This is a genomic window from Glutamicibacter sp. BS14, from assembly GCF_056934375.1.
In genome coordinates this window covers 1,728,002-1,747,122 of record NZ_CM167801.1, presented here as the reverse complement: position 1 = coordinate 1,747,122, position 19,121 = coordinate 1,728,002, and the positions used below count along the sequence as shown (strand labels likewise).

Below are 19,121 nucleotides of genomic sequence, written 5' to 3'. Positions count from 1 at the left end.
GCTGCCGGCAACCGCAAGGTCCATCAATGCAAAAAGTGCGCAGGGACCGGGCTGCAACATCCATTGTTGCTGCACGGTCCCTGCGCGTTGTAGCGCTTGTGTCTAGGCGTTGACGTTCAACGCTGCAAGAACACGCTCGGTGACTTCGTCGATAGCGCCCAGGCCGTCGACCTTGCGCACGATGCCGCGTTCCTCGTAGCGCTCCACAACGACGCGAGTCTCGTCGTTGTACAGGCCCAGGCGGTGGCGGATGACCTCTTCGGTGTCATCGGCGCGGCCTTCGATCTGCGCACGCTTCAGCAGACGGGCTACCAGCTCGTCGTCATCAGCGGTCAGCTGCAGCACTGCGTCCAGGGCAATGCCCTTGTTGGCCAGCATCGCATCCAGCGCGTCCACCTGCGCACTGGTGCGCGGGTAGCCATCGAGCAGGAAGCCCTTGGCGACATCGTCCTGGTTCAGGCGGTCTTCAACCATGTTGTTGGTGACCGAATCAGGTACAAAGTCTCCGTTGTCAATGTACTTGCTGGCTTCGAGACCCAGCGGGGTGCCGCCCTTGACGTTGGCACGGAAGATGTCGCCGGTCGAGATGGCGACAATGTCCAAGCGCTCGGAGATCTTTACGGCCTGGGTGCCTTTGCCGGCACCGGGTGGTCCAATAATAAGCAGTCGACTCATCGCAGAAGCCCTTCATAGTTCCGTTGCTGCATTTGAGCATTGATTTGCTTGACGGTTTCCAAACCCACACCAACCATAATCAGGATCGATGTACCGCCAAATGGGAAGCTTTGGTCAGCGTTGAACAGCACGAAGGCAATCAGCGGGATCAACGCAACGAACGCAAGGTACAACGCGCCCGGGAAGGTAATACGGGAAATCACGTACTGCAGGTAATCGGCGGTCGGACGACCAGCACGAATGCCCGGAATGAATCCGCCGTACTTCTTCATGTTGTCGGCGACCTCTTCAGGGTTGAAGGTAATCGCAACATAGAAGTAGGTGAAGCCGATGATCATCAAGGTGTACACCAGCATGTACCACGGCGATGAAGTCGCCGAGTGCTCCTGCAGCCACATCGCCCACTGGGGCAAGGTGCCATCATCGTTCTGGTTGAACTGAACGATCATCTGCGGCAAAGCCAGGATGGAGCTGGCGAAGATCACTGGGATCACGTTCGCCATATTCAGCTTCAAAGGAATATAGGTGGAGGTGCCGCCCACGGTGCGGCGTCCCACGGTGCGCTTGGCGTACTGCACCGGAACACGTCGCTGGGACTGCTCGACGAAGACCACCAGAGCAACAATCAACAAGCCCACCAGCAGCACGCCAATGAAGGTCATGATGCCCTGCGCCTGGAAGATGGCGCCCATCGAGGATGGGAAACCCGAAGCGATGGAGATGAAGATCAGGATGGACATGCCGTTGCCGATGCCGCGCTCGGTGATCAACTCGCCCATCCACATGATCAGGCCGGTGCCTGCGGTAAGGGTGATGATCATCAGCAGGATGACAATCAACGAGTCATCCGGGACCAGCGGAAGGGTACAGCTTGGGAACAGGCTGCCGGTACGGGCCAGGGTGACCAAGGTGGTTCCCTGAAGCAGTGCCAAGGCGATGGTCAGGTAACGCGTGTACTGCGTCATCTTGGCCTGGCCGGCCTGGCCTTCCTTGTGCAGGGCCTCGAAGTGCGGGATCACCACACGCAGCAACTGGACGATAATTGCCGCAGTAATGTACGGCATGATTCCCATTGCGAAAACCGAGACCTGCAACAGGGCGCCGCCGCTGAACAGGTTCACGAATGAATAAAGTCCACCGGTGGTTTCACCCATTGCCAGACACTGCTGAACGTTGCTGTAATCAATGCCCGGAGCGGGAATGAATACACCGACACGATAGATCGCAATGATCCCAAGCGTGAACAGCAACTTGTTGCGCAGATCAGGCGTCCGAAAAACTCGGGCTATGGCGCTGAACAAGCGTCCTCCTGAAGTAAGTGCTTGAGCCTGAGGAAGAGATTCTTCCCAGACCTAACGATTCTAGCGGTCTGTTAGGCAATCCTGCCAAATGCGCCACACGAAATGCACACAAATGTTTGCAGGAATGATCCTAAACCGACTAATCAGCCAAGCAATTATAAGAAATCTTAGAATGTTTCGCCGAGAGAAAAAGAAAGTCCCGGTTCACGTTGATTGCTCAACGCGAACCGGGACCATTCAAAGGCTTGACCCTGTATTAGAGGGTGTTTGCCGAGCCGCCAGCAGCAGCGATCTTCTCGGAAGCGGAAGTCGAGAAGGCGTTAACCTTCACGTCAACCTTAACCGTGATGTCGCCGGTGCCCAGCACCTTGACAGGCTGGTTCTTGCGAACGGCGCCCTTGGCAACCAGTGCCTCGACGGTGACTTCGCCACCTTCTGGGAACAGTTCCGAGATCTTGTCCAGGTTTACAACCTGGAACTCGACGCGGAATGGGTTCTTGAAGCCGCGCAGCTTTGGCAGACGCATGTGCAGCGGAAGCTGACCACCTGCGAAGCCTGCCTTCACCTGGTAACGAGCCTTGGTACCCTTGGTACCGCGACCTGCGGTCTTACCCTTGGAGCCCTCACCGCGACCCACGCGGGTCTTAGCGGTCTTGGCACCCTCAGCTGGGCGCAGGTGGTGAACCTTAAGTGCTTTTTCTTCAGCCATCTCTACTTCGCCTCCTCGACCTTCAGCAGGTGTGGGACCTTGTTGACCATGCCAACAGTCACAGGATCGGCGGTGCGAACAACGGTGTGACCGATGCGCTTCAGACCCAGCGAGCGAACAACGTCGCGCTGGCTCTGGTTTCCACCAATGATGGACTTGACCTGGGTGATTGCCAGCTTGGCATCGCTTGGAACAATGTTCTTAGCCATTGATTAAGCACCTGCCTTCTGGGCCTGGATGTGACGCAGCATTGCTGCTGGTGCAACCTCGTCCAGCGGAAGACCGCGGCGAGCTGCAACAGCTTCAGGCTCTTCCAGAGCCTTCAGTGCAGCAATGGTGCCCTGAACGATGTTGATCTGGTTCTGCGAACCCATCGACTTCGACAGGATGTCGTGGATGCCTGCGCATTCCAACACGGCGCGCACTGGGCCACCGGCGATAACACCGGTACCAGGAGCTGCTGGACGGAGCAAGACAACGCCAGCGGCGGCCTCACCCTTGACCAGGTGTGGAATGGTGGTGCCAACGCGTGGAACGCGGAAGAAGGACTTCTTGGCCTCTTCTACGCCCTTTGCGATAGCAGCAGGAACTTCCTTGGCCTTACCGTAGCCAACGCCGACCATACCGTTGCCGTCGCCAACGACCACAAGTGCGGTGAAGCTGAAGCGACGACCACCCTTGACGACCTTGGAGACGCGGTTGATAGCTACAACGCGCTCAAGGAACTTGTCCTTGTCTTCGTTGCGGCTATCCTTCTGGTCACGACCACGACCGCGGCCTTCGCCACGTCCACGGCCTTCACCACGACCGCGGCCTTCGCCGCGACGGGATCCTGCGTTCTCGGTAGCGGGAGCCGATGCAGTCTCGACTGCTTCAGTAGCTTCAGACACCTGAGTTTCCTTCTTGTTAGTTGCTTCGCTCACAGTGCCAGCCCACCTTCACGTGCGCCGTCAGCAACAGCAGCCACGCGACCGTGGTACTTGTTGCCACCGCGGTCGAAGACAACTGCTTCGATGCCAGCAGCCTTGGCGCGCTCTGCAACGAGCTCACCAATGCGCTTGGACTTTGCGGTCTTGTCGGCATCGCTTGCGCGAAGATCTGCTTCCATGGTCGATGCGCTGGCCAGGGTGATACCCTGCGAGTCGTCTACGATCTGTACGAAGATGTGACGAGCCGAGCGGTTGACAACCAGGCGTGGACGAACGGAGGTACCAACGATGTGCTTGCGCAAACGCTGATGACGACGACCGCGCTGAGCGGACTTGCTCTTGCCCTTGATTCCGATAGCCATGATTACTTACCAGCCTTTCCGACCTTGCGGCGGATGATCTCGCCAGCGTAGCGAATGCCCTTGCCCTTGTAAGGCTCGGTCTTGCGCAGCTTGCGGATGTTAGCGGCAACTTCACCGACGTGCTGCTTGTCGATACCGGCAACGGTGATCTTGTTGTTGCCCTCGACCGAGAAGGTGATGCCCTCAACGGCAGCAACCTTCACTGGGTGCGAGTAGCCCAGAGCAAGCTCCAGCTCGGCACCCTTAGCCTGTACGCGGTAACCGGTACCGTGGATTTCGAGCTTCTTCTCGTAACCATCGGTTACACCAGTGATCATGTTGCTGATCAAGGTACGGGTCAGACCGTGCAGCGAACGAGCCTCGCGGGAGTCGTTCGGGCGGCTGACGGTAACAGTGTTCTCGTCCTTGGCAACGGTGATTGGAGCCTTAACGGTGATCGAAAGTTCACCCTTAGGACCCTTGACGGCGACCAGCTGGCCGTCGACGTTCAACTCAACGTTGGCAGGTACGGAAATCGGAAGACGTCCAATACGTGACATTGTATGTTTCCCCTTTCCCGTTACCAGACGTAGGCGAGGACTTCCCCACCCACGCCCTTCTTTGCAGCCTGACGGTCAGTAAGCAGACCGGAGGAGGTGGACAGGATAGCGATACCAAGACCACCGAGCACGTGAGGCAGGTTGGTGGACTTTGCGTAAACGCGAAGACCTGGCTTGGAGATACGGCGTACGCCAGCGATCGAACGCTCGCGCGATGGGCCGTACTTCAAAGTGATAGTCAGAGTCTTGCCGACTTCTGCTGCTACTTCCTCGAACGAGGCGATGTAGCCCTGTTCCTTGAGGATGTTAGCAATGCGCACTTTCAGCTTGCTCGACGGCATCGACACAGTGTCGTGGTAAGCCGAGTTGGCGTTGCGCAGACGAGTCAGCATATCTGCGACTGGATCTGTCATAGACATGTGGGCTTCAGCCCTTCCTCGTTACGGTTTCCTTAGCGGACCTGTAACGTAGTGAGATTAGTTGTTGGTCTTGAATGGGAAGCCCAGAGCCTTAAGCAAGGCACGGCCTTCGTCATCAGTCTTGGCGGTGGTAACGACAGTGATGTCCATACCACGTACGCGGTCAACCTTGTCCACATCGATTTCATGGAACATCGACTGTTCGGTCAGACCGAAAGTGTAGTTGCCATTGCCATCGAACTGGCGGTCGCTCAAGCCGCGGAAGTCGCGGATACGAGGCAGTGCCAGGGTGATCAGGCGGTCGACGAATTCCCACATGCGATCGTTACGCAGGGTGGTGTGGGTACCGATTGGCATGCCTTCGCGCAGCTTGAACTGTGCGATCGACTTGCGGGCCTTGGTAACCACTGGCTTCTGACCGGTAATTGCGGTCAGGTCGCGTACGGCGCCTTCAATGAGCTTCGAGTCCTTGGCTGCTTCGCCAACACCCATGTTCACGACAACCTTGGTCAGGGATGGTACCTGCATTGGGTTGGCGTAGTTGAACTGCTCCTGCAGGGCAGGGCGGATGTCAGCTGCGTACTTAGCCTTCAGACGTGGCTGGATCTTGGTGGCTGCTTCAGTCATTACAGATCCTTTCCGGAAGCCTTGGCGTAACGAACGCGTACAGTCTTGGACACGCCGTTCTTTTCTACGGTTTCCTCGCGGAAGCCGACGCGGGTTGGCTTCTTGGTCTCTGGGTCAACCACTGCAACGTTGGAAACGTGCACTGGAGCCTCGACAACCTCGATGCCGCCGGTGGTCGAACCGGATTCGGTCTGACCTGCCTTGGTGTGCTTGGTGACGCGGTTAACGCCTTCGACCAGCACGCGGTTGGACTCGGTAATGACCTTCAGGACCTTGCCCTGCAAGCCACGTTCCTTGCCAGCGATGACCTGAACCAGGTCACCCTTCTTGATCTTTGCGCCCATGGTTACAGCACCTCCGGAGCCAGCGAAACGATCTTCATGAACTTCTTGTCACGAAGCTCGCGGCCCACTGGGCCGAAAATACGAGTACCACGAGGATCGGCAGCGTCACCCTTGAGGATAACTGCAGCGTTCTCGTCGAACTTGATGTAGGAACCGTCTGCACGACGGATTTCCTTCTTGGTGCGAACGACGACTGCCTTTACGACGTCGCCCTTCTTTACGTTGCCGCCAGGAATTGCATCCTTGACGGTAGCGACAATGGTGTCGCCAATGCTTGCGTAGCGACGCTTCGAGCCACCAAGAACACGAATGGTAAGGATTTCCTTAGCACCAGTGTTATCGGCAACCTTAAGTCGCGACTCCTGCTGAATCACTTCTTACTCCTGTCGTCTCGCTGGTTCTCATGAATGAGCCTTGCGGAACGGATATGGTCTCCACGATACGTATCGCTTACCCCCACTGGCGCGGGCGCACCGAATGCTGATCCCAAATGCCGGCAGGGCCGAGGCGTAAAATATCGAGGCTGCACTTGCGCGGCCAAACGGATTTGGACCGCACTGCATTATGTCGAAGGTGGATAGTCCCCGGGCATGATGCGCACAGATTCTTAAGTCTAGCCTAGAGTGGCGCGAATCCGAAATGGTGTGGTAAGAGAAAAGCGAGCGTCGTTCGTCACACCAAGGACACCGCAGATTCGCTGAATTTCGGGGTTTTGGTACTGCCATCCAGCTGGGCAACTGGTCGCTTGCGGTGGCATCAGAGTGTCATTCGAGGTAGCCCATGCGCCACAGAAGATAAAAAGCGGCTGAATCGCCAAAAGTGAAATTATTTTTCGGTCAGCCCTGGGCAGCTCCAGCATCCGGCCGTCACCGGCAGGAATCATTGCTCAGCGACGGAATTCGACCGTGGCGCTCACCGCAAGATGATCCGAGCCGTCGATGATGTGAGAAGAAGAGCCCGTGATGGACAGGCCCTTCGCCACGATATGGTCAATGCCGATCAATAGCGGGAAGCTCCGGCTGGCTGGCCAGGTCGCGCGGGGCCAGATTCCATCAGCCTGCGCATACCCGTCCCCCAGGGCACGGAATCCTGGATGGGAGCGAACTGAGTTGAAGTCGCCAGCAAGGATAACGGGATGATCACGCTGCTGATTCGACCAGTCGATGACTGCTTCCAAGCCCTGGCTCCATCGTTGCGCAACGCCAACCGGCGGATAGACATGGATGCCGGCCACCCGCACGATCCCACCGGGTGCCTGCACATCGGCAACCGGCAAGGAGTACCAACCGGTGTCCGCTGAATCCAGATCGGTGGAGCGTTCCTGCAATGGGTACTTTGAGAAAATCACGGTATCCCGTTCTCCCCCGGCGGGTGCCTCTTGGCTCCGATAGCCAAATCCATCCAGCGCGTCCAGCCCTGCGAGTTGCTGGTGCATTGGTTCGCTGGTTTCAACAAGGACGAGAATCTGCGGATCCGTGTCCCTGATCAGTTCAGCGAGCTGCGCCGGATTCGCTCCTGCCTTCAGGGCATTGAACGATAGGAGAACCAGCTCGGAGCTGCCGTTTCCGGTCTGGCCAGCGGGAGAGCTCCATTGCACGTTGGGCAGTGTACCGCAGAGCAGGAACACCAGCACGAACCCGCTGATGAGCCATTGCTTGCGCAGTAGCCCGATAACCAGAACCACTGCCGGGAAGAGCAACAGATATGGCTGGAATGCCTGAAGCTTGGGAATCAATCCTGCACCGGGGAAACCCAGATACGGGAGTATGCCAATAGCTAGGGAAGCAACAAGAAGCGTACCCATAGGCCATCCCAGGGAAGGTTTTCGGGCACGCGTCATCGTCATCATCATCCGAGCCTATTCGAAGCAGATGACAATTCCGGCAAGGACACTTCCGCCTAGGTACGATAGCGGCTCGATGCGATTGCGACTGCCCTTGGCTTCTTCATCACTGCTGCGAGGCCCACTGCGCGACGCGCTGGGCGCTCTCTTCCAGCGACAGGTCTTCCACCCTGGACATGATGGACCAGCGCACACCGAAGGGATCCAGAATCGAAGCGAAGCGGTCACCCGAGACGAAGTTGCCCAGTGGTTCTCGGATACTGGAACCGGCAGCCTCGGCCCTGGCCACCACCTCATCTGCGTTTTCGCAGTAGAAACCCAAGGAATAGCAGGCATTCGGCGCAGCTGGCGGGCTGACTAGTCCGTAGGCCGGCGAAGGTTCCCCGATCTGCAAACGGCCATTGCCGAATGCAATTTCTGCATGCACGACAACGCCTCCCATTTCGGTGGAATCTACCACTGTCGCACCGAATACTTCTTCATAGAACCCCAGCGCTGCCCTTGCGTTGGGCACAGCCAAGAATGGCGTCAGACTGGTGAATCCATGAGGGACACCGGCAGTTGTATGCATTCCCGTCACACCTTGCGTGACTTCATCTTGATTTTCCATGTCCCTAGGCTAGTCTGTGTGGCACGCTGGTTCTTGTAGATATGCGACAACCTGCACGGGTGGTAGAGGCCATGGAATCAGCACCGGATCCGCGAGGCGTTCTCTATCCTGCCCGGCTACCGGCAATCGAGCGATTCTCCCCCGGTCCAGGACTGCAGGAATTGGTCTCCTGGTTTTGGCTGGTGGATTGGAACATCGCGCCCGGACGTACCTCACGGCAAGAACTCCTGCCCTTTCCGCAAATGAATCTGGTCATTGAGCCAGAAGGCATTACGCTATCCGGCCCGGCCAGCGGCGCTTCGCACCGCGACCTGGCCGGGAGCAGTTGGGCAGTCTCCGCCTTGTTGCGCCCAGCGGCTGCGCAGGCTCTCAATGTGTCCCCCGCAGAGTTGCTGGACCAGGAAATCCAGTTCAGCGCACCTGGGCTGCTGGCCTCGATAACAAGGATGAAGACTCAACCCGGCCACGGGAACTCCGGTTCGGCCTGTGCCGAGCTCTTCGATTCGTGGCTCACCGCTCACCTTCCAGCAGCCACAAGTTCTGGCCTCCAAGCTAATAAGCTGCTCGACACCGTCGCAGCGGAGCGCGGAATCGTAAGGGTCTCCCAACTGGCCCATCGCTTGTCGCTCAGTACACGCAGTCTGCAACGGATTTCGGAAAGGTATTTGGGACTGGCTCCGCTGGCGGTGATTCGGCGGTACCGTTTGCAAGAGGCAGCTCATCGGCTGCGCGCGGACACTGCAGTTTCTATCGCTGGCATCGCAGCGGAAATGGGGTATGCGGATCAAGCCCATCTAGCGGCAGACTTCCGCAAAGTCTTGGGCTACTCCCCTGATACCTATCGAAAGGGCCGGAGCTAGTCTGGCAGTACCGTCGCCACGGCACTGATTTCAACCAGCGCACCTGGCACACCGAGCTTCGCAACGAAGGCTGCAGACACCAGGGGTGGTTCAGTGGCTGCCAACTGTTCACCTAAGGCTCCATAGACGCTGTTGACGTCGGTTCCTTCCACCAGCAGCACGTTCCACTGCACTACATCCTGGAATCCCGCGCTGGCCGCCGCCAGTGCGAGCTTGGCGTTTCCCAGTGCCTTGGTCGCCTGCGTTGCGGCATCCCCGGCTCCGATCAGCTGCCCTGTGCCGTCTACGGCGTTCTGCCCGCCAACATAGATAGTCGTGGCACCCGGCGGGACGATGGCTACGTGGCTGAAAGCTGGGGAGTTGACAAGGCCAGCGGGACGCAGTTTCCTGATCTGTTCCATAGTCCAGTGTGGCATTTTATTCACTGCTTTTTAAGACAGAAATGCCCCGAACTCTTCTTGCGAAGTGTTCGGGGCATTCTTCAATCACGAGATCCGTGAAATCGAAGCGAAAGCTTACTTAGCCTTCTCCACGATCTCAACGAGACGCCAGCGCTTGTCAGCAGACAGCGGGCGGGTCTCAGCGATGACAACCAAGTCGCCGATGCCGGCGTCGTTGTTCTCGTCGTGAGCCTTCACGTTCTTGTTGCGACGCATGACCTTGCCGTAAAGGGCGTGCTTAACACGGTCCTCAACGTCTACGACGATGGTCTTCTGCATCTTGTCAGATACCACGTAACCACGGAGGGTCTTGCGGTCGTTACGCTCGGTAGCGTTATCCACACCGTTCTCCTTCTCGCTCATTACTTGGAATCCTTCTTGGTTTCTTCAACCGGAACAACGACATCCTGACGAATGCCCAGCTCGCGCTCGCGCAGCACAGTGTAAATGCGTGCAATATCGCGCTTGATGGTCTTCAGGTTCCCGTGGGAATCCAGCTGGCCGGTAGCCGACTGGAAACGCAGGTTGAACAGTTCTGCCTTGGCCTTCTTCAATTCCTCGTTCAAACGAGCGGTATCGAAGCCGTCCAGGGACTCAATGCTAAGGTCTTTCGAGCCGATAGACATCCCTATTCACCACCTTCACGACGCACGATGCGTGCCTTCATTGGCAGCTTGTGGATTGCAAGACGCAATGCCTCTTTAGCTACCTCTTCACTGACGCCACCGAGTTCAAACATGACTCGTCCTGGCTTTACGTTGGCGACCCACCACTCCGGCGAACCCTTACCGGAACCCATGCGGGTTTCGGCAGGCTTCTTGGTAAGCGGACGGTCTGGGTAGATGTTGATCCAGACCTTACCGCCACGCTTGATGTAACGGGTCATGGCGATACGAGCGGCTTCGATCTGACGGTTAGTCACGTAAGCCGGGGTCAACGCCTGGATGCCGTACTCACCGAAAGCAACGGTGGTACCGCCCTTGGCAGCACCCGAACGCTTTGGGTGGTGCTGCTTGCGGAACTTCACACGACGTGGGATAAGCATTTAAGCCTGTCCTCCTTCCGCAGCCGGAGCTGCAGCGCCCTTGCGATCGTTACGACGACGGCGTTCGCCGCCACGTGGACGGTCGTTGCCGCCACCGCGGCCGCCACGAGCTGGAGCAGCAGCTTGCTGTGCAGCCAGTTCCTTGGCGGTTACGTCACCCTTGTAGATCCAGACCTTCACGCCGATACGGCCGAAGGTGGTCTTGGCTTCGAACTTGCCGAAGTCGATGTTCGCGCGCAGGGTGTGCAGTGGCACACGGCCTTCGCGGTAGAACTCCTTGCGGGACATTTCTGCGCCGCCAAGTCGACCGGAGCACTGAACGCGGATGCCCTTGGCACCAGCGCGCATTGCCGACTGCATTGCCTTCTTCATCGCACGGCGGAAAGCCACGCGTGAAGCAAGCTGCTCGGCGATGCCCTGGGCGACCAGCATGGCCTCCATGTCAGGGTTCTTGACCTCGAGGATGTTCAGCTGAACCTGCTTCTTGGTGAGCTTTTCCAGCTCGCCACGAATACGGTCAGCTTCTGCGCCGCGACGACCAATGACGATACCTGGACGTGCAGTGTGGATATCCACACGTACGCGGTCACGGGTACGCTCGATCTCGACGCGGGCGATGCCAGCGCGATCCATGCCGTTAGACAGCAGGGCGCGGATCTGGACATCTTCCTTCACGTAGTCAGCGTAACGCTGGCCTGGCTTGCTGGAATCAGCGAACCAGTGGGAAACGTGATCGGTGGTGATGCCGAGACGGAAACCGTTCGGGTTAATCTTCTGTCCCATTTAGTTCTCCCCACCCTTCTGCGTGGTTGAAACAACCACAGTCACGTGGCTGGTGCGCTTCTTGATCTGGAATGCGCGACCCTGTGCACGCGGCTGGAACCGCTTCATGGTCGGACCTTCGTCAACAAACGCTTCGCTGATAAACAGCTCGTCCTCATTGAATGCTTCACCTGCGCGGTCCGCGGCGGCACGGGCGTTAGCCACTGCCGATGCGACAACCTTGTATACCGGCTCCGAAGCTGCCTGTGGGGCAAACTTCAAGATGGCCAGTGCTTCGTTGGTCTGCAGACCACGAACAAGGTTGACGACGCGCCGGGCCTTCATAGGCGTTACGCGGATGTGACGCGCAATTGCCTTGGCTTCCATTGCTATCCTTCTCTCGTCTATCGAAGAAGTGCTAAGCGATACTAGTACCCTTGCGGGGCCTAGCGGCGCTTGCCCTTCTTGTCGTCCTTCACGTGGCCACGGAACGTACGGGTGGGGGCAAACTCTCCGAGCTTGTGTCCAACCATCGATTCGGTTACGAACACAGGAATGTGCTTGCGACCGTCGTGTACGGCGATGGTGTGTCCCAGCATGTCCGGGATGATCATCGAACGGCGGGACCACGTCTTGATGACGTTCTTGGTGCCCTTATCGTTTTCAGCAACGACCTTTAGGAACAGGTGCTGATCGACGAAGGGGCCTTTCTTCAGGCTGCGTGGCATGTTTCCAGGCTCCTATCGCTTGTTCTTGCCGGTCTTGCGGCGACGCACAATGAGCTTGTCGCTTTCCTTGTTTGGACGACGGGTGCGTCCCTCACGCTTACCGTTAGGGTTGACCGGGTGACGACCACCGGAGGTCTTGCCCTCACCGCCACCATGTGGGTGGTCAACTGGGTTCATGACAACACCGCGAACGGTTGGGCGTACGCCCTTCCAGCGCATACGGCCGGCCTTGCCCCAGTTGATGTTGATCTGCTCAGCGTTGCCAACTTCGCCGATGGTTGCGCGGCAGCGCACATCAACGTTGCGGATTTCACCCGAAGGCAAACGCAGCTGGGCGTAGCGGCCCTCACGGGCTACCAGCTGGATCGATGCACCAGCGGAACGAGCCATCTTAGCGCCGCCGCCTGGGCGAAGCTCAACAGCGTGAATCACGGTACCAACCGGGATGTTACGCAGTGGCAGGTTGTTGCCTGGCTTGATGTCGGCGCTTGCGCCGGCCTCAATTGGGTCACCCTGCTTGAGGTTGTTCGGTGCGATGATGTAGCGCTTGGTGCCGTCCACGTAGTGGAGCAGTGCGATACGAGCGGTACGGTTCGGGTCGTACTCGATGTGAGCGACCTTTGCCGGAACGCCGTCCTTGTCGTGACGACGGAAGTCGATAACACGGTAGGCGCGCTTGTGTCCGCCACCCTTGTGACGGGTGGTGATCTTACCGGTGTTGTTACGGCCGCCTGACTTGGTCAGGGGACGAACCAACGACTTTTCCGGAGTCGATCGGGTGATTTCTGCGAAGTCGGCTACCGACGAGCCGCGAAGGCCCGGGGTAGTCGGCTTGTACTTACGAATTCCCATTATTAATATTCCTCGTTAAAGTGGTCTCCGCTTAGGAAAGCGGACCGCCGAAGATGTCAATCGAGCCGTCCTTCAAGGTGATGATGGCGCGCTTGGTGCTCTTGCGCGATCCCCACCCGAAGCGGGTGCGCTTGCGCTTACCAGCTCGGTTGATGGTGTTTACGGAGTCAACCTTGACGTTGAAGATCGCTTCAACGGCGTACTTGATTTCCGACTTGTTGGAGCTTGGTGCCACCTCGAAGGTGTACTGACCTTGATCGATCAGACCGTAGCTCTTTTCCGATACGACAGGTGCGATGACCACGTCGTGTGGAGCCTTTGAGAACGCGCTCACTTGGCTTCCTCCTTCTGGACCAGGGCATCGAAGGCAGCCTTGGTGAAGACTACGTCATCCGAAACCAGAACATCGTAGGTGTTCAGCTGGTCGACGTACAGAACGTGCACATTGACGAGGTTGCGAACCGAAAGGGCTGCAACATCGTTGGCGCGATCGATGACGACAAGCAGGTTCTTGCGCTCGGTGAGCGAACGCAAGGTAGCCAGAGCATCCTTGGTCGAAGGCGTTTCGCCAGCAACCAAGTTCTCAATCACGTGAACGCGATCGAAGCGTGCGCGATCAGACAGGGCGCCGCGCAGTGCAGCAGCCTTCATCTTCTTCGGGGTACGCTGCGAGTAATCACGTGGGGTTGGACCGTGGACAATGCCACCGCCGGTCATGTGCGGAGCACGGATCGAACCCTGACGGGCGCGGCCGGTACCCTTCTGCTTGAACGGCTTGCGACCTGCACCCGAAACCTCGGAGCGGTCCTTGGTCTTGTGGGTACCCTGGCGGGCAGCAGCAAGCTGTGCAACGACAACCTGGTGCAGCAGCGGGACGTTGGTCTGTACGTCGAAGATCTCTGCAGGCAGTTCGACGTTAAGTGCCTTAGTCATTTACTTATGCTCCCTTCACGGCGTTGCGTACGAGAACGACGCGGCCGCGGGCGCCTGGAACGGCACCCTTGATCAGCAGGAGGTTCTTCTCAGCGTCGATAGCGTGAATGGTCAGGTTCTGAGTGGTAACACGCTCAGCACCCATGCGACCAGCCATCTTCTGTCCACGGAAAACGCGACCTGGGGTCGATGCGCCGCCGATGGAACCTGGCTTACGGTGGTTCTTGTGAGCACCGTGCGATGCGCCAACACCGTGGAAGTTGTGACGCTTCATAACGCCGGCGAAGCCCTTACCCTTCGAGGTGCCTACGACGTCGACCTTCTGGCCGGCTTCGAAGACCTCTACGGAAAGTTCCTGGCCTGCGGTGTACTCGGCAGCGTCTGCAGTGCGCAGTTCTACCAAGTGGCGACGTGGGGTGACGCCAGCAGCCTCGAAGTGACCAGCCAGTGGCTTGGTGACCTTGCGAGGATCGATCTGGCCGTAGCCGATCTGAACTGCGGTGTAGCCATCGCGCTCTTCGTTGATGAGCTTGGTGACAACGTTGCTATCAGCCTGCACGACGGTGACAGGGATCAGGTTGTTGTTCGAATCCCAAACCTGGGTCATGCCGAGCTTCGTGCCCAGCAGGCCCTTGAAATTACGGGTTGCGGTCATAGTTTTCTCGCCACCTCCCCTTAAAGCTTGATTTCGATGTTGACATCCGCTGGCAGGTCGAGACGCATCAGCGAATCAACAGCCTTCGGGGTCGGATCGACGATGTCGATCAGACGCTTGTGCGTGCGCATTTCGAAGTGCTCACGGCTGTCCTTGTACTTGTGTGGCGAACGGATAACGCAGTACACGTTCTTCTCCGTTGGCAGCGGCACTGGGCCGACTACGGTTGCGCCTGCGCGCGTGACCGTCTCAACGATCTTCCGGGCCGAAACGTCAATGACCTCGTGGTCATACGACTTCAGCCGGATGCGGATTTTCTGTCCCGCCATGGCGTCATGCCTCTTTCTGTTAGCACTATCTAAAGTTTCTGTGCCTATATACGGGTCCTTGCAGACCGGCACGCCTTGCTCTGCGGCTGAATCCGGATCAGATCCGGGTTCCTCACCCGCAGGAGGCTCCGACCCCCGCGCTCGGGCGTGTCGTGAAATTTTCAGTCACAACACTCCCACAAAGTTTTCACTTTATCGAAGGGCCTTATAGTTTGAAGCAGTCGTATCGATCCCGAACCCCAGGCATTATCCTGCGTGAGAGTCGATCCCGGTCGTTCAAACCAGACCGGTTACCCCATAAATGGGGACCGGGTTGCATTGAAGCAACTTATCTAGTCTGACAGGTCGGCAACGATCGCGCAAATCTTTTATGCCTATCCGCGCCCGTGATCTTGACCTCACACCTGGCGCGGCCCGTCCTGCCCGGACGGCTCCTGCCCCGCGGGGATCGGTGGATCAACAGGGTTTTGCGGCCTCACCGGCAGCGAATTCTGCTTGTCGACCTTCACCAGCTTGAAGACCGCGGCCGCAATCAGCCCCAAGCCAATGACCACCAGCCAGAGGAATGCCAAATCGCGCAGGAACCACAAGACGGACAAGGTGATAGCCGCCGCACCCCACCAAATGAACAGCCGCTCCCCCAGCTTCAAGCCCCAGGCCACCAATCCACCGAAGAAGACCAGGCCGATCGCCTGCGCAACACCATTGGATTGGACCAGTGCGGCGAGCAAGGCCAGGCTGCCGGCCACCGAGGCGGCCAGCAGGTATGTCCTCTCCAATCGCGCGTTGGCCCTGATATTGCGCCACGCGACCAGCACTACTGCAACAATGCAGGCGTAGGCCGCCAGGTTGCTGGCCCGCGGTGTGCCAAGGATCTGGGCATAGCTGCCCAGCGCCAGCAGCGCTCCCACGAGGATGAAGCCGTCCACCGCGTAGGGCACCAGCCGCCGCGGAAGTTCAAAGAGCCGCACCAGCACCGCAACGCCGAAGACCAGCAGCGCTCCGCCGGCCACCTGCCAAATCGCACCGCCATCCAGATGGGCGATGCCACCGGCCAGCAACAGGGCCAGGAGCATTGCCGCGAAGTACAAGCGCGAGGCGCTGCCGGGCGGATCGGCATGGAGGTAGCCGAATTCCGGATAGCCGGGAATTGGGTCCTTCATTCGCCCGTGGAAGATTGCGAGCAGGTACAGCGCGAGGCCCGCGCCAACCAGCGCCCATGCGGCATCCATCGGTGCTAGCACCACTGCCCCACCGGCTTGCCGCACCTCGAAGACTGCACGCAGGATAGCGACGCACAGCATGATGGCGGCTCCGGCCGCGTACCAGGCGCTCTTTCGCGTGTGCACCAGCAGGATGAAGCCGAGGGCCAGCAGCAGGTGCGCACCCACTGCCCACCACGACCCCGCCTGCCACGCGGCGGCCCACGCCGCCGGAAGGAAGATGGCCAGGCCCAGGGCTATCGAGTACGACTTGTTGGCGCGCAACCGCCATTCAAGCACGAGTGCCGCCAGGCTCAGGGCCAGCAGCATGGCGCAAGCAACCTGGGAACTCCACCACGTAGAGCGGACCCATCCGGTCGCATCTTCCATGGCCAGTGCCGGAATGCTGATCAGCAGGATCAGTGCCAGGATCGGGGCAAATAGATAGAGCTGTCGCTTGGCCACCGTCAAGCTGGTCTCGGCCTTGAACGCGGCCAGCCCGTGCAGCCCGAAAAATAAGCAGGCCAAGAGGATCGTTCCCCGATCCATGCCGCCCGCGAACTGCCCGTAGGCCAGCGTCGCCAGTGGAATGCCAGCCAGCAGTCCCACTGCCATCCAGCGCAATTCCCGGCGCAGTGCTTTGCCGTCGCGGATGCTAGCCAGCAAGCGGAGCAGCTGCGGGACGGCTATCGAAACCAGCAGCAGGCAGAACCGGCCGTGGATGTCGAATTCCATGCTGTAGGCAATCCACCACACCATGGAACTGAAGAGCACTTGGGCCAACGCTGCATAGAGGATCTTCCACCGCGCATTGGTGCTGCGGCGCAAGCTCCAGATGAAATAGCCCAAGGTTGCCGCCCCGATGAGGATTGCCAGCGGCCAGATCTCCTTGCCGAAGCTGAGCGCATAAAGCCCGATCAGCAGGCAGGCCGCAATGACATTGATCGGCTGTTCCAGCTCGGGGCGCTGTGCAGGAATATCGCGAAGCCGCCAACCCGAGGCAATGACCAGGCCAACTGCGAGCACAAGGCCAGTGATGAACCACGCCAGGCCGCCGATACCCAGGAACACCACGGTGCTTTCGCTGGCGTAGGAATAGTCGTCAGCGGTTGTCAGCAGGCGCAGGCTGAAGAGCAGCACCACGCCAAGCAAAGCCGAAGCGCCCACCAGTCCCAGCCGGTGCCCCTGCGCCATGCCGGAATCCAGCACGGCACGGCTCGCCAGATTCGCCGCCCACAAGATGAACAGCACGAAGAGCACCGCAATCAACGGGGATGAGCCGTCAGGATTTCCATAGTCCCCAGCCGTGAGCTCATCAAGCGCAGCACCAAGCACGCCTGCGCCAACCAGGGTAACGACCCAGCGCGCATGGAGCGTCATTTCCCTGCGCAGGTTCCGGGCGTTGCGCTGAGCCAGCGAAAGCCCGAGCAGGGCCAGGGCGAATACCACCAGCGGGCGCCAACTGTGGTTCTGCATATCTACCAGCGCCACCAGGGGAAGAACCGCGATGACTCCAACTTCCAGCTTGGCGCTGCGCAGCAAGCCGGGAATGCCCAGCGCCATGAAGATCGGAACCGCGATGTAGCTGAGCACGAAGGCCTCGAAGCCCTGCGCGTAGAGAAACGCGCCGATCACCGAAGCCACCGCTAAGCACCACAGCACCGCACGTTCACTTTGCAGGTGCCTGCGCGCCAATCCCAGCCTCTGCTGGTAGCCGGTGGAGCAGAGCAATACCGCTACGGCTTGGAGCCCGAAGGCGAAGGCGAGCACCAGCCAGCTGCTCGTTGCGGAGAAACCGAGGTAGTTGCAGCCGGCCACGAGCATCGCCATGAAAGCAGCGCGGGCAGCGTAGGAGCGCAGCAGCCGCAGGTTGGGCAACAGCCTGACGCTGAGCAGCGACTGGGCGGTGAGCAACGCGAAAATCCAGAACAAATCCCGGCTGGCGAGCATCTCCAAGAGGATCACCGACAACGCAAAGACAAACGCAGGCAGCAGCTGCGCGGTGCCGTGCAGGGCCCGGAAGAAGATTGAGTGGCGGATCCTTTCGCTGCGTACCGCCAAGAGCATCAGCGCAATAGAGAGCACCAGCAGGATCAGCATGTAGTACAGGACGCCACGCTGCATCGCGGCCGCGCCGGCCATGGCGGTGCTGACCAGAATCAGCACGGCAACCCACGCCAGAACACGGGACTTGAACGTCAGTGTTGCGTAGCCTACGGCTAATGTGCCGATGGCTGAGAAAACCAGCCAGGTCGCCGGGCCGGATATGTTCACCGTGCTGTAGGTAGCGATGGCGCACAGCGGCAACAAAGCCAGCCCGGTGCCGGCAAAGGCGGCTCCTGCCGGACGCAAGGACGGTTTCACTGCGAAGGTGACCAGGCCTCCGCCGTAGAAAGCGGCAGACAGCAGGAATAAGGCGATGAGCTTTGACAGTGGCGGAAGCGCGAAGCTCAGGAAGAGTGCGCCGGCGGCAACGATCATCAGGGCCGCGACGTACAGCGTGATGTTGATGTTGCGCAGTTCGCGCTCGCGTTTGGTGAGCACCTTGATTGGCTTAACCGGTGCAGCAGGCTGGAGGGTGGCCGTGGGGAGCGGCGCGCGGTACGCGGGGGCAGCACCGGCCGCCGCTGGCTGGAGGTATGGCTGGCTGGAAGGTGCCATCGATGCGGCCGGCGCTGCATCTTTGCGGCTTGCAGGCTGCGCTTCGAGCGGATGTGCGGGGACCCCCGGCGCTTGGGCAGCAGCCGGTGCCGCGGCACCCGGCGGCCCGGGTTGCCCCAGATACTTCACTGCCTCGTCGTAGCCTTGCTGCCACGCTTCGCCCAGCGCATCAAGCTGCTGCTGGCTTTGCGATTTATCCCGACTCCCCTGGCGCCGGCCGAGGCCGAAAGCCAACAGAACCAAGATGATAGAAACGATGATCCAGCCCATCATTGATGCCACTCCCCCACTTAGCG

27 protein-coding genes are annotated in these 19,121 nt (G+C 59.2%); 1 reads left to right on the top strand and 26 read right to left on the bottom strand.

Annotation, left to right across the window (positions count from 1 at the left end; translation table 11 throughout):
- Positions 1 to 102: 102 nt before the first annotated feature.
- From AC1Z36_RS08295 to AC1Z36_RS08235, 13 genes are all read right to left on the bottom strand, one after another.
- The gene (locus AC1Z36_RS08295; RefSeq protein ID WP_105657650.1) at positions 103 to 675 is read right to left on the bottom strand and encodes an adenylate kinase; all 573 of its coding nucleotides are present in this window, start codon (positions 673 to 675) and stop codon (positions 103 to 105) included.
- Positions 672 to 1,976, bottom strand: coding sequence for a preprotein translocase subunit SecY (secY, locus tag AC1Z36_RS08290; protein WP_105657651.1), 1,305 nt, complete (start codon positions 1,974 to 1,976; stop codon positions 672 to 674). The genes AC1Z36_RS08295 and secY overlap by 4 nt, the downstream gene beginning before the upstream one ends.
- A 256-nt stretch (positions 1,977 to 2,232) precedes the next feature.
- Positions 2,233 to 2,685 carry a 50S ribosomal protein L15 gene (gene rplO / locus AC1Z36_RS08285; RefSeq protein ID WP_105657652.1) on the bottom strand — a complete coding sequence of 151 codons (453 nt, stop codon included), beginning with the start codon at positions 2,683 to 2,685 and terminating at the stop codon, positions 2,233 to 2,235.
- A gap of 2 nt (positions 2,686 to 2,687) precedes the next feature.
- Positions 2,688 to 2,894: a 50S ribosomal protein L30 gene (rpmD, locus tag AC1Z36_RS08280; protein WP_073705901.1), complete on the bottom strand. Its 207-nt coding sequence runs from the start codon at positions 2,892 to 2,894 to the stop codon at positions 2,688 to 2,690.
- Positions 2,895 to 2,897: 3 nt separating this feature from the next.
- Complete coding sequence (gene rpsE / locus AC1Z36_RS08275) at positions 2,898 to 3,575, bottom strand: 30S ribosomal protein S5 (protein ID WP_181148849.1); 678 nt, start codon at positions 3,573 to 3,575, stop codon at positions 2,898 to 2,900.
- Between the two features lie 29 nt (positions 3,576 to 3,604).
- Positions 3,605 to 3,976, bottom strand: coding sequence for a 50S ribosomal protein L18 (gene rplR / locus AC1Z36_RS08270; RefSeq protein WP_105657654.1), 372 nt, complete (start codon positions 3,974 to 3,976; stop codon positions 3,605 to 3,607).
- 2 nt (positions 3,977 to 3,978) lie between these two features.
- The gene (gene rplF / locus AC1Z36_RS08265) at positions 3,979 to 4,515 is read right to left on the bottom strand and encodes a 50S ribosomal protein L6 (protein ID WP_105657655.1); all 537 of its coding nucleotides are present in this window, start codon (positions 4,513 to 4,515) and stop codon (positions 3,979 to 3,981) included.
- 20 nt (positions 4,516 to 4,535) lie between these two features.
- On the bottom strand, positions 4,536 to 4,934 hold the full coding sequence (gene rpsH, locus AC1Z36_RS08260) for a 30S ribosomal protein S8 (RefSeq protein ID WP_013349671.1): 399 nt from the start codon (positions 4,932 to 4,934) through the stop codon (positions 4,536 to 4,538).
- A gap of 57 nt (positions 4,935 to 4,991) precedes the next feature.
- Positions 4,992 to 5,561, bottom strand: a complete 570-nt coding sequence (gene rplE / locus AC1Z36_RS08255; RefSeq protein WP_038992189.1) for a 50S ribosomal protein L5 — start codon at positions 5,559 to 5,561, stop codon at positions 4,992 to 4,994.
- Positions 5,561 to 5,905 (bottom strand): 50S ribosomal protein L24, encoded by a 345-nt coding sequence (rplX, locus tag AC1Z36_RS08250; RefSeq protein ID WP_013349673.1) that lies wholly within the window; start codon positions 5,903 to 5,905, stop codon positions 5,561 to 5,563. The genes rplE and rplX overlap by 1 nt, the downstream gene beginning before the upstream one ends.
- Positions 5,906 to 5,907: 2 nt before the next feature.
- Entirely contained in the window at positions 5,908 to 6,279 is a 372-nt protein-coding gene (gene rplN / locus AC1Z36_RS08245) for a 50S ribosomal protein L14 (RefSeq protein ID WP_013349674.1), read from the bottom strand.
- A 512-nt stretch (positions 6,280 to 6,791) separates the two neighbouring features.
- Positions 6,792 to 7,709 (bottom strand): endonuclease/exonuclease/phosphatase family protein, encoded by a 918-nt coding sequence (locus AC1Z36_RS08240; RefSeq protein WP_181148850.1) that lies wholly within the window; start codon positions 7,707 to 7,709, stop codon positions 6,792 to 6,794.
- Between the two features lie 145 nt (positions 7,710 to 7,854).
- Positions 7,855 to 8,358: a VOC family protein gene (locus AC1Z36_RS08235; RefSeq protein ID WP_105657657.1), complete on the bottom strand. Its 504-nt coding sequence runs from the start codon at positions 8,356 to 8,358 to the stop codon at positions 7,855 to 7,857.
- Between the two features lie 71 nt (positions 8,359 to 8,429).
- On the opposite strand from AC1Z36_RS08235, the gene AC1Z36_RS08230 reads away from it, so the two are divergent.
- On the top strand, positions 8,430 to 9,218 hold the full coding sequence (locus tag AC1Z36_RS08230) for a helix-turn-helix domain-containing protein (protein ID WP_105657658.1): 789 nt from the start codon (positions 8,430 to 8,432) through the stop codon (positions 9,216 to 9,218).
- Here AC1Z36_RS08230 and AC1Z36_RS08225 read toward each other — a convergent pair.
- From AC1Z36_RS08225 to AC1Z36_RS08165, 13 genes are all read right to left on the bottom strand, one after another.
- Positions 9,215 to 9,634: a RidA family protein gene (locus AC1Z36_RS08225; protein WP_402741110.1), complete on the bottom strand. Its 420-nt coding sequence runs from the start codon at positions 9,632 to 9,634 to the stop codon at positions 9,215 to 9,217. The two genes, AC1Z36_RS08230 and AC1Z36_RS08225, sit on opposite strands and share 4 nt — an antisense overlap.
- 99 nt (positions 9,635 to 9,733) lie before the next feature.
- A complete protein-coding gene (rpsQ, locus tag AC1Z36_RS08220; protein ID WP_105657660.1) occupies positions 9,734 to 10,021 on the bottom strand; it encodes a 30S ribosomal protein S17 in 288 nt (95 codons plus the stop codon).
- Entirely contained in the window at positions 10,021 to 10,284 is a 264-nt protein-coding gene (rpmC, locus tag AC1Z36_RS08215) for a 50S ribosomal protein L29 (protein ID WP_105657661.1), read from the bottom strand. Before rpmC ends, rpsQ begins: the two co-directional genes overlap by 1 nt.
- A 2-nt stretch (positions 10,285 to 10,286) precedes the next feature.
- Positions 10,287 to 10,703, bottom strand: coding sequence for a 50S ribosomal protein L16 (gene rplP / locus AC1Z36_RS08210; RefSeq protein WP_105657662.1), 417 nt, complete (start codon positions 10,701 to 10,703; stop codon positions 10,287 to 10,289).
- Positions 10,704 to 11,486, bottom strand: a complete 783-nt coding sequence (rpsC, locus tag AC1Z36_RS08205; protein ID WP_013349682.1) for a 30S ribosomal protein S3 — start codon at positions 11,484 to 11,486, stop codon at positions 10,704 to 10,706.
- Entirely contained in the window at positions 11,487 to 11,852 is a 366-nt protein-coding gene (gene rplV, locus AC1Z36_RS08200; protein ID WP_013349683.1) for a 50S ribosomal protein L22, read from the bottom strand. It lies immediately after the preceding gene.
- 59 nt (positions 11,853 to 11,911) lie between these two features.
- Positions 11,912 to 12,193, bottom strand: a complete 282-nt coding sequence (gene rpsS, locus AC1Z36_RS08195) for a 30S ribosomal protein S19 (protein WP_013349684.1) — start codon at positions 12,191 to 12,193, stop codon at positions 11,912 to 11,914.
- Positions 12,194 to 12,205: 12 nt separating this feature from the next.
- On the bottom strand, positions 12,206 to 13,045 hold the full coding sequence (gene rplB / locus AC1Z36_RS08190) for a 50S ribosomal protein L2 (protein WP_105657663.1): 840 nt from the start codon (positions 13,043 to 13,045) through the stop codon (positions 12,206 to 12,208).
- A 31-nt stretch (positions 13,046 to 13,076) separates the two neighbouring features.
- Positions 13,077 to 13,379 (bottom strand): 50S ribosomal protein L23, encoded by a 303-nt coding sequence (gene rplW, locus AC1Z36_RS08185; protein WP_013349686.1) that lies wholly within the window; start codon positions 13,377 to 13,379, stop codon positions 13,077 to 13,079.
- Positions 13,376 to 13,978, bottom strand: a complete 603-nt coding sequence (rplD, locus tag AC1Z36_RS08180; protein WP_105657664.1) for a 50S ribosomal protein L4 — start codon at positions 13,976 to 13,978, stop codon at positions 13,376 to 13,378. The genes rplW and rplD overlap by 4 nt, the downstream gene beginning before the upstream one ends.
- Positions 13,979 to 13,982: 4 nt before the next feature.
- Entirely contained in the window at positions 13,983 to 14,633 is a 651-nt protein-coding gene (gene rplC / locus AC1Z36_RS08175; protein ID WP_013349688.1) for a 50S ribosomal protein L3, read from the bottom strand.
- Positions 14,634 to 14,653: 20 nt separating this feature from the next.
- Complete coding sequence (rpsJ, locus tag AC1Z36_RS08170; protein ID WP_013349689.1) at positions 14,654 to 14,962, bottom strand: 30S ribosomal protein S10; 309 nt, start codon at positions 14,960 to 14,962, stop codon at positions 14,654 to 14,656.
- Positions 14,963 to 15,360: 398 nt separating this feature from the next.
- Positions 15,361 to 19,107, bottom strand: a complete 3,747-nt coding sequence (locus tag AC1Z36_RS08165) for a hypothetical protein (protein ID WP_146112910.1) — start codon at positions 19,105 to 19,107, stop codon at positions 15,361 to 15,363.
- Positions 19,108 to 19,121 lie beyond the last annotated feature (14 nt).